Origin of the sequence: Pseudopedobacter sp. (genome assembly GCF_040392825.1) — a bacterium.
Classification (GTDB): domain Bacteria; phylum Bacteroidota; class Bacteroidia; order Sphingobacteriales; family Sphingobacteriaceae; genus Pseudopedobacter.
On record NZ_JBEBVH010000165.1, the window covers coordinates 1 to 9,074 of the forward strand.

General features: G+C 38.1%; 9 protein-coding genes. 5 read left to right on the forward strand and 4 right to left on the reverse strand.

From position 1 onward, the window contains the following. Window positions 1-245: 245 nt before the first annotated feature. Entirely contained in the window at window positions 246-1,007 is a 762-nt protein-coding gene (locus ABWO41_RS12015) for an alpha/beta hydrolase family protein (protein WP_353138080.1), read from the forward strand. A 16-nt stretch (window positions 1,008-1,023) separates the two neighbouring features. Here ABWO41_RS12015 and ABWO41_RS12020 read toward each other — a convergent pair whose 3' ends face one another. The 3 genes from ABWO41_RS12020 to ABWO41_RS12030 all read right to left on the reverse strand — a co-directional run bounded on the left by ABWO41_RS12020 (window position 1,024) and on the right by ABWO41_RS12030 (window position 4,070). After that, window positions 1,024-1,722 carry a response regulator transcription factor gene (locus tag ABWO41_RS12020; RefSeq protein WP_353138083.1) on the reverse strand — a complete coding sequence of 233 codons (699 nt, stop codon included), beginning with the start codon at window positions 1,720-1,722 and terminating at the stop codon, window positions 1,024-1,026. Then, a complete protein-coding gene (locus ABWO41_RS12025) occupies window positions 1,715-3,568 on the reverse strand; it encodes a sensor histidine kinase (protein WP_353138086.1) in 1,854 nt (617 codons plus the stop codon). The genes ABWO41_RS12020 and ABWO41_RS12025 overlap by 8 nt, the downstream gene beginning before the upstream one ends. A gap of 127 nt (window positions 3,569-3,695) precedes the next feature. Beyond that, on the reverse strand, window positions 3,696-4,070 hold the full coding sequence (locus tag ABWO41_RS12030) for a DUF3127 domain-containing protein (protein ID WP_353138089.1): 375 nt from the start codon (window positions 4,068-4,070) through the stop codon (window positions 3,696-3,698). 67 nt (window positions 4,071-4,137) lie between these two features. On the opposite strand from ABWO41_RS12030, the gene ABWO41_RS12035 reads away from it, so the two are divergent. The 4 genes from ABWO41_RS12035 to ABWO41_RS12050 all read left to right on the forward strand — a co-directional run bounded on the left by ABWO41_RS12035 (window position 4,138) and on the right by ABWO41_RS12050 (window position 7,252). Then, on the forward strand, window positions 4,138-5,301 hold the full coding sequence (locus ABWO41_RS12035; RefSeq protein ID WP_353138092.1) for a THUMP domain-containing class I SAM-dependent RNA methyltransferase: 1,164 nt from the start codon (window positions 4,138-4,140) through the stop codon (window positions 5,299-5,301). A 1-nt stretch (window position 5,302) separates the two neighbouring features. Further along, window positions 5,303-5,875: a thiamine pyrophosphokinase gene (locus ABWO41_RS12040; protein ID WP_353138095.1), complete on the forward strand. Its 573-nt coding sequence runs from the start codon at window positions 5,303-5,305 to the stop codon at window positions 5,873-5,875. Then, the gene (locus tag ABWO41_RS12045; protein ID WP_353138098.1) at window positions 5,872-6,360 is read left to right on the forward strand and encodes a GNAT family N-acetyltransferase; all 489 of its coding nucleotides are present in this window, start codon (window positions 5,872-5,874) and stop codon (window positions 6,358-6,360) included. The genes ABWO41_RS12040 and ABWO41_RS12045 overlap by 4 nt, the downstream gene beginning before the upstream one ends. A 205-nt stretch (window positions 6,361-6,565) precedes the next feature. Next, window positions 6,566-7,252 (forward strand): zinc metallopeptidase, encoded by a 687-nt coding sequence (locus ABWO41_RS12050; RefSeq protein WP_353138101.1) that lies wholly within the window; start codon window positions 6,566-6,568, stop codon window positions 7,250-7,252. A 93-nt stretch (window positions 7,253-7,345) separates the two neighbouring features. Here the strand turns inward: ABWO41_RS12050 and ABWO41_RS12055 are convergent. Next, a partial coding sequence (locus ABWO41_RS12055; protein WP_353138104.1) for a glycoside hydrolase family 13 protein occupies window positions 7,346-9,074 on the reverse strand: 1,729 nt, incomplete at its 5' end.

Below are 9,074 nucleotides of genomic sequence, written 5' to 3' on the forward strand. Positions count from 1 at the left end.
GCTTGCATACTGTTAAGAAGTCTAACCCAAGCTGATGGAGTGAAGGAAATTTCATAAGTTAAAATTTCCTTTAATTTAGGAATTTTTCAGCTTATCAGGAGCTTATCTCTCTTTACATTGATAACCGCTCTCCTTGCCCTAAGAACAACCCGATTAAATTAAACTCATCCCATTTCGAATACCAACTTATACACAGCATTAAACTTTTCATTGAGAATGTAATCAAAAAAGCAAACTCAATGCATATGATTAAATACTGCTTCCTATTCATCTGTTTTTACGCTAGTTCCTTTGCTCAAACAACAAAGGTTTATAATATAAATGGTATTCCCAGAAAAGTAATGATATACGAACAATCTAAGAAAACCGACAAAATTCCAGTGGTTTTCATATTCCACGGACATGGGGGAAATGCCAATCTTGTGAGCAGGAAATTAGATTTTCAGAATCATTATAAAGAAGCTTTAATTGTATTTATGGAAGGTATTCCAGGAAGGAAGTCAAAACTAGATCCTATGGGAAAAATGAATGGGTGGCAGATCTTTCCGAATGATCTGGAAAATCGGGATATCAATTTCTTCGATCAGGTATTCGAAGACTTAGACCGCAGATATAAAATAGATTATCATCGTATCTATGTGGTTGGACACTCTAACGGCGCCCGGTTTGCCAATGTATTATGGAAAGAAAGAGGTGATAAACTATCGGCAATATGTTCTGCTTCTGCACAGGGAGGTATAATGATTTCCGGCGCATTGCCCATCTCTGTTTGGATGTATATTGGGAAAAACGATAAAACAGTGCCTTATGAAAACCAAATAAAATCGATCCCTCTGGTTAAACGTAACCTTGGGGTTGTAAGTAATGGTGAAAAAAGTGGCGACAAAATGTATTATCGCGGAAATTATAATACAGAACTTGTAATACAGGAAAGTGATGGCGGACACGAATTCCCAGAGCAGACTATTCCTGATATAGTTGATTTTTTCAAACGAAACACCAAATAAAGATGGATGATGAAAATTAGCTTACCAATAGCTTATACCCTTTTCCATGAACATTGATGATCTCTACCTTCGGATCATCTCTGAGATACTTCCTTAATTTACTTAAAAAAACATCCATACTTCTGCCGTTGAAGTAATTATCATCATGCCATATTTGAAGTAAAGCTTCTTCGCGGGTAAGTACATCGTTCATTTTAAGACAAAGCAGTCTAAGCAACTCTGCCTCTTTCGTACTTAATTTTTGCTGATCTCCGTTTCTATCAATCACCTGGCTCTGGTAATCAAAGACATATTCGCCAATATTAAAGATTTTTATTTTCTCTTCAGCAGATCCTTCCTGACTGCCTACACGCTTTAACAAAGCGTTAATCCTAAGCAGCAATTCTTCTATTCTAAAAGGTTTGGTAATATAATCGTCTCCTCCCAAACCAAAAGCTTCGGTTTTATCTTCCAGCATACCTTTCGCTGTCGCGAAAATAATGGGCACTGTAGTGTTAATTTTCCGGATATCCCTGCCCAGAGAAAGTCCGTCTTTCTTCGGCATCATCACATCAAGAATGCATATATCAAATTCTCCGGCAGTAAAAGCCTTCAAACCCTCCTCTCCATTTTTACACAGCTTAACATCAAACTTACCTTTTAAAGAAAGGTAGTCTTCAAGAATTGCTCCCAGATTGGGATCATCTTCCACCAAAAGCACTCGTTTTTTAGTCATATTTGTAAGATACAAATCTTAATTCAAACTCCGAACCTACATCTTTTTCACTTTTCACACTTACCGAACCGCCCATTTTCTTAACCATCATACTAACATAATTCAGGCCAAGCCCAAAACCTTTTACATCGTGAACATTCCCTTTCGGCACTCTATAAAACTGATCGAATATTTTACTTTGCTGATCTCTGCTCATACCAATTCCTTTATCAGCTACAGTGAGCACCAGCTCTTTCCCTTTGTTGTACGTTGTTATGGTTATCTCCGGATTTTCGCCACCATACTTATTGGCATTATCCATTAAATTGTAGATGACATTGGTTAAATGCAATTCATCTCCCATTATTAATGGTGAAGTAGCATTCAGTCGTAAATCTACGTTAGCATTATTTTTTTGTAATTGTAAACTCATGCTGTCGGTAACACCAACTATTAAATCGTGGATGTTTACCGGTAAGTTCTCCAGCTTAAAGTCGTCCCGTTCAATCTTAGCGATATTCAGTACACGCTCTATATGATCTCCCAGCCTAACATTTTCATCATAAATAACACCTGCCAGGCGCTTAACCCTTTCTCTATCATCGTTAACTTCCGGATCTTTCAATGCCTCACTGGCAATCATGATAGTGGCCACAGGCGTTTTGAATTCATGCGTCATATTATTGATGAAATCGGTCTTCATTTCAGAGATTTTTTTCTGTCTGAGGATAGAAAAAATAGTAAATGAGAAACATCCTAACAAAATAAGTAACAGCGCACCAGATGAAACCAGAACGGTATCCATATTACTTAAAATGAGGGTCTTTTTATCCGGAAAACTCACTTTTAAAATTCCCCCATCCCGGACCATATCTCTTGGGAAAAGGGCGGTTTTATATACGTTCTTTTCGAAATTCTCTTCAGAATGGCGCTGACTGGCAAAAATAACCTGGTTATTATTGGTGATAACGGTATAATTAAAGTTCATTAAAACACCGTTATTTGCCAACTCCAATATCAACAGGGAATCCAATACATGCTTCTGAATCCTTTTGGTTAATGGAATATTTACCCGCTGATATTCCGAAGCGATATCATCAAAAATGTCTCTCCTGTTTTTTAAACTTTCCAGAGAGTCCAGGTAAAGTTTCACTTCTCTGGCTTTTTGTTTTTGAAGAAGTTCTTTACGGTTAGCTTCGGCTAATTGCTTCGGCGATATGCTGGACAGATAATTCGGTTTACCCAAAGTTTTAACAATAGGTCCTAAATTTGGGTCGACAACAACATATTGTTTAATAGAATCGATAACAACATGTCCGGCTTTGCTTGCAAATTTATTAGGCTTATACGAATTGGAATAAGTTTCCTTTACAACTTGCCTGTAACCCGACTCATCAATTATTTCTTCAAAATCGTAGCGTACATTTCCCAGATTGTCATTCAGATCTACCTTTATAGGTCCGTTGTACACCAGAATATTCGGGTAGCGATTTCTCAGCAAGCTGTCCCGTACCCTAAATAAGCTGTCTGACTTGGCCTGGTCTGCTTTAAGTTTTTTGATAAAAGTCAGGGTAGGGTCTTCTTTTAAACCTTTACGGTCTTCGTTTCTTGCCAGACGTAATTTTTCTTTCAGGCGCTGTTCTTCTTCCTGTTTTTTATCAGAATCGGCCCGCTTGGCCAGAAACTCCGCAGCCTCGCTTCGCTCAATTTTTAGCGCAACAGTTTTGAGTGCATCATTAACCGATTGATCGAAAAGCTGGGATTTAAGCACATAAGATTCCTTTAGAAAATAATACTGCATGGCAATAACTCCCAGCATTGCCAAACTCATTAATCCGATAATAAAACTTATGCTCTTTCGCTTCATACCCAATCAAATATAAAAAATTGAAGCGTGGTTAAGGTATTGGTTTAACATAATTTAACACAGAAAAAGCGGTCACCATTGGGATAGGTGCCGCTTTTTATCGCATTGTAATCAGAAAATAGGCTAATTAAAACGGAAGATCGTCATCCTCTCCCGGCGCAGCACTCATATCTACTGGCGGCGCATATTGTGGAGCAGGAGCAGACATGTCTCCCTGACCTGTCAACACATTTACTTTCCATACCTGTAATGTGTTGAAGTAGTTTTTCCTGCCACTTTTAGGGTCTGTCCAGGGTCTTCCTTTTAAATTAAAGAAAACCTCAACATCATCCCCCGCTTTTAAAGGGTCCATTAATGAACAACGGTCTTGTATTGCTTCAAACTTCACATATTCCGGATACTGCGGATTCTCGGCAATTTCTAAAACTAGTTCTCTTTTTCTAAACGTGTCGGTAACATTCATTACCTCCGAAACTTCATGAACTTTTCCTTTTACATCCATCTCCTAAAGGGTATTTAAAAAACTTGACCCAAATCTCTATATTTTTATCGTTAATTTGCACATTCTTATGGCGCAAGTTTTCAACACTCCTTCAAAGGTTATCATAACCTGTAATAAAAGATTGGCTCCTTATCTGGAAGATGAGGTTAAAAATCTTGGATTTAAACCTGTCAGAACTTTCCCGACAGGTGTCGAATTAAAAGCAAGTATAAATGAATGTATCAGGCTGAATCTCAACCTCAGATGTGCCAGTCAGGTACTATATAGCATGAAAGAATTCAGGGCAAATACCCCCGATGAAATGTACCAGGAAGTAACAGGGATAGAGTGGGAAAAACTGATTGATTTTAGTGGCTTTTTTGCTGTTACATCAAATGTGGATAACCCAACAATTACGACTCCATTATTTGCAAATTTAAAAGTTAAGGACGCCATCGCGGATAGAATTAAGTCTGTTCACAAGATAAGACCCAACTCTGGTGCCGATTATTCAAAAACAGTTGTGCACCTTTACTGGAAAAATGAAAAAGCAGAAATTTTTCTGGATACTTCCGGAGAAACTTTAGCAAAACATAGCTACAGAAAGATCCCGGGAAAGGCACCTATGCTGGAAGCGCTGGCTTCGGGAACTATTTATGCCACAAAATGGGACCGAAAGTCTAACTTCGTAAACCCCATGTGCGGTTCGGGAACCTTAGCTATAGAAGCGGCACTTATTGCCACCAACAGAGCTCCGGGTCTTTTCAGAATGAATTACGGCTTTATGCATATTATGGGATATGAAGAGGAAGTATTTTTTGCAGAGCGTCGTAGATTGAAAGATCAGGTTATTAAAAATGTTGATATAAAAATTATTGCTTCGGATATTTCGGAAGATGCTGTGGAAATAAGCAGGAAGAATGCAAAAACTGCCGGAGTTGATACATTGATCGATTTTCAGGTTTGTGATTTTGCCGACACTGAAATTCCCGAAGGGAAAGGGGCAATCATGTTCAACCCGGAATATGGTGAGCGTTTGGGCGTACATGCTAAACTAGAAGTGACCTACAAACGCATGGGCGATTTTATGAAACAATCCTGCAAGGGTTACTATGGCTATATTTTTACCGGAAACCCAGACCTGGCAAAGAAAATTGGTCTCAGGGCTTCCAGAAGGATAGAATTTTATAACGGAAAGCTCGATTGCAGACTTTTGGAATACGAACTTTACGAAGGGTCTAAAGCAGACTAAAATGTCTTCACATCATATCATCAGAGAAAAACAAGAGCCAGCTCTGTTAATTGCTGACCTTCATGATTTTGATTTAGAAAATCTGGGTCAGCTTCTGGAGTGGTCTCCAACAGTAGTTGTATTAAAAAATGCGGTTGAAAAGATAGCTTCCTTAGGCCTCAAAATTGATGTAATTGTTGGCGATGAAGATGCGCACTCTTTTACACAAGAGCATACGAAATTTATAAAAGCAACGCATAACCAGCTTCTGGACACCGCTTTTCTTTTTCTCATAGAAGAGGGTTATCCCGCTGTAAACGTTATTGTGGAGAACTTTAATATTGATCCTTATTCGAAATTTGTAGGGGATATAGATATAGTACTTCTAAACAAAAACCAAAGAGCCTTTACAATAAAATCTGGGTTTAGCAAGTGGAAACCTGCCCACGAGCAAGTGCACCTTCTATCCAAAGCTGACGATTTACATTACGAAGGGTTAAAACCTTTTTCGACCAATTCCTTTATAACAGAAAGGGATGGCCTTTACAAATTTACATTTGCCAACAACTTTATTTTTATCGCAGAAAGTTTATGATAACGCTCAGGTTTGCTCAAAAGGAAGATTTAAAGATTATTCACCAACTGGCACATAACACCTGGTGGTCTGCTTATGACCAAATACTTTCTAAGGAACAGATCAAAACCATGTTGGATGAATTTTATACCGAAGGGGCCTTACAATTACAAATAAATAACGGGCATCGTTTTATAATTGCCGAAGAAGAAGGAAACCCTTTGGGTTTCTCCAGCTACTCCGAAACAGAAAATCCCGATATTATTAAAATCCATAAATTATATATAGACCCGAAAGCTCAGGGCAAAGGCATTGGTAAACATTTGATAAACAAAGTTTCCCAAATTGCTCAGGCAGAAGGGGCATCTGTATTGGAACTTTTTGTAAACAGGAATAACCCCGCTTTATCTTTCTACGAAAAGATTGGATTCAAAATCGTTAAGGCTATAGATACACCTTATCACCAGTATATTTTGGACGACTATATACTGCATAAATCGTTATAGTTCTGTCAAAATTTCTGATTCTGCGTAACAAAACTACAATTCTGTCAGTCCGTTAATTATTTACTAAAAGAATTTTATTATTATTGAGATAGAAAAAATCAGGACTAATGGTTTATAAAGCCTTTTTCCTCCTTTTTTGATGATATTACAAGACCAAGAGGGGAACGATTTTTGAACTTTGAATTTTGATTAATTAGAAAAAACTATGGCATTAATTCTTTTTATTGGTATTGCAGTTATCAGTTTCATTGTACAGTGGAGATTTAAGAGCAAATTCAAGCAATTCTCTGAAATTCCGCTCAGCTCTGGCATGAGTGGAGCCGAGATTGCTGAAAAAATGTTACACGACAACGGAATTTATGATGTTGAAATTATTTCTGTCGAAGGGCAACTGACAGATCATTATAACCCACAAAACAGAACAGTAAATTTATCTCCGGATGTTTATCACGGAAGAAGTATTGCTGCTGCTGCTGTTGCGGCCCACGAATGTGGTCACGCTGTACAACATGCCAGAGCATATAGCTGGTTACAGTTCAGATCTGCAATGGTTCCTATTGTGAGCATTGCTTCTAACTTAGTGCAATGGGTGTTAATGATAGGCGTTTTGTTAATGGCTTTTGGTGGTAATCCTTATGTTTTAGCAATTGGGGTTGGTGCTTTGGCTATCACAACAATTTTCAGCTTTGTTACCCTTCCTGTAGAATTTGACGCAAGTAACAGGGCTTTAGCCTGGTTACAGGCAAACAAAGGTATTATGCAAACAACTGTTGAACATCAACAGGCTAAAAACGCTTTATGGTGGGCTGCTATGACTTATGTTGTTGCTGCACTTTCATCTTTAGCAACTTTAGTTTATTATGCTTCTATGTTGTTAGGCAGAAGAGACTAATTTTAATTTTAGATTTTTTAAACATAAAAAGGCCGGTGATGATTCACCGGCTTTTTTATTTAATTTACAGTATCTGTGTTCCATTATAATGCCTTAATCCGCCATCTTTAATATCGCAGCCTGATAAGGCTTTAATATTGGTTGTGTTAGGTTAAGATCGTTATAATTAGAAATTATCAATTGAGCATGCCGAATATCTTCCGCTAAGGTTATACTGGCATCAGAATCTGTAAAATTTAAAAGAATAATAAAATCTCCGTTTACATCTTTTCGTTTATAAGTGTATACTGCCTTGTTGGTTACGTCGAGCAGCTGATATTCGCCATAAATTAAGGTTTTGTGTTCTTTCCTTAAGGCTATTAATTTCCGGAAATAATTGAGCACACTGCTTTCGTCTTCTTCTTGCTTAACTGCATTAATCTCTTTATAATCCGGGTTTACTTTTATCCACGAGGTTCCTTCGGTAAAGCCCGCATTTTTGGTATCATCCCACTGAAAAGGTGTTCTTCCGTTATCTCTTGCCGTGAGCTTTTGTACGTTTAAAAAATGCTGCAAATCTCCGCCTGTAGACTTCAGGTATTGGTGCATGTTGATACTTTCGATATCACGATAGTCGGCAATATTATCAAACTTGATATTGGCCATACCAATTTCATCACCATAATAAATAAAAGGTGTTGCCCGCATGGTCAAGAGAAATGTATGTAGCAGTTTTGCTGATACATCGCGATATTCCGGCAAATCGTTACCCCAACGCGTGAGCATTCTGGGCTGATCATGATTACCCAAATAGATGGTTCCCCACCCTTTCCCAAAGGCTTTATCCCATTTGGTATAAACCTGTTTAAATTCCAACAGACTAAATCCATCGGGGTGTAACTCCTTAAAACCGCCCGGAACGTAGCCTATACTCATTCCCTCAAAATGATAAAGCATATCCAATTCCTCTCTTTCCGGATCTATATACAAGTGTACATCTTCTGTTTTTACACCAACTCCTTCTGCTATGCTCACCGTTTTGGGATATCTGCTTAATACTTCTTTGTTCATTTCCTTTAGGTAAGCATGAAGGTTTGGTCCCTGCGCATAAAAGTCTCCGAAATTACCATTGTATTTATGGGGAATTTCTGGAAAGGTGGTATCCTTTGATATAAATGGTATAACATCCATACGGAAACCATCTACACCTTTATCATACCAGAATTTGATTATCCTATAGATCTCTTTTCTTAAATTGGGGTTTTCCCAATTCAGGTCTGGTTGCTTTCTGGAAAAATAGTGCAGATAAAAAGCATTGGTTTGTGGATCATACTTCCATGCATCGCGGTCAATATCAAAATAGCTTTCCCGCTGCGATGGTTTACCATTTTCGGCAGGCCACCAATGGTAGTAGTCCCTGTATGGATTGTCTCGTGACTTTCTGGATTCCTGAAACCAGGGATGCTCATCACTACTATGGTTGGCTACCAAATCAAGAATCAACTTTATATCTCTCTTATGCAAACCGGCCAAAAGCTCATCAAAATCAGCCATGCTTCCAAATTCGGGCATGATATTGCAATAGTCTGAAATATCGTAGCCATTATCATCATTCGGTGAAGTAAATATCGGGTTCAGCCAAACAGCATCTATTCCCAAACTTTCCAGATAATCCAGTTTAGAAATGATTCCTCTTAAATCTCCTACTCCGTCATGATTACTGTCTTTAAAACTGCGTGGATAAATCTGATAGATAACCGCTTCTTTCCACCATGTATGCTCGTTTTCCTGCATAAGCTGTTTTATTGGAAAACAGAGGTAAAGTAGATTGTGTTTGTGGAAA

What these genes read in the sequence shown, in the direction of transcription:
- ABWO41_RS12015 (WP_353138080.1), top strand. Translation starts at nt 246, where the DNA reads ATGATTAAATACTGCTTCCTATTCATCTGTTTTTACGCTAGTTCCTTT.
- ABWO41_RS12020 (WP_353138083.1), bottom strand. Translation starts at nt 1,722, where the DNA reads ATGACTAAAAAACGAGTGCTTTTGGTGGAAGATGATCCCAATCTGGGA.
- ABWO41_RS12025 (WP_353138086.1), bottom strand. Translation starts at nt 3,568, where the DNA reads ATGAAGCGAAAGAGCATAAGTTTTATTATCGGATTAATGAGTTTGGCA.
- ABWO41_RS12030 (WP_353138089.1), bottom strand. Translation starts at nt 4,070, where the DNA reads ATGGATGTAAAAGGAAAAGTTCATGAAGTTTCGGAGGTAATGAATGTT.
- ABWO41_RS12035 (WP_353138092.1), top strand. Translation starts at nt 4,138, where the DNA reads ATGGCGCAAGTTTTCAACACTCCTTCAAAGGTTATCATAACCTGTAAT.
- ABWO41_RS12040 (WP_353138095.1), top strand. Translation starts at nt 5,303, where the DNA reads ATGTCTTCACATCATATCATCAGAGAAAAACAAGAGCCAGCTCTGTTA.
- ABWO41_RS12045 (WP_353138098.1), top strand. Translation starts at nt 5,872, where the DNA reads ATGATAACGCTCAGGTTTGCTCAAAAGGAAGATTTAAAGATTATTCAC.
- ABWO41_RS12050 (WP_353138101.1), top strand. Translation starts at nt 6,566, where the DNA reads ATGGCATTAATTCTTTTTATTGGTATTGCAGTTATCAGTTTCATTGTA.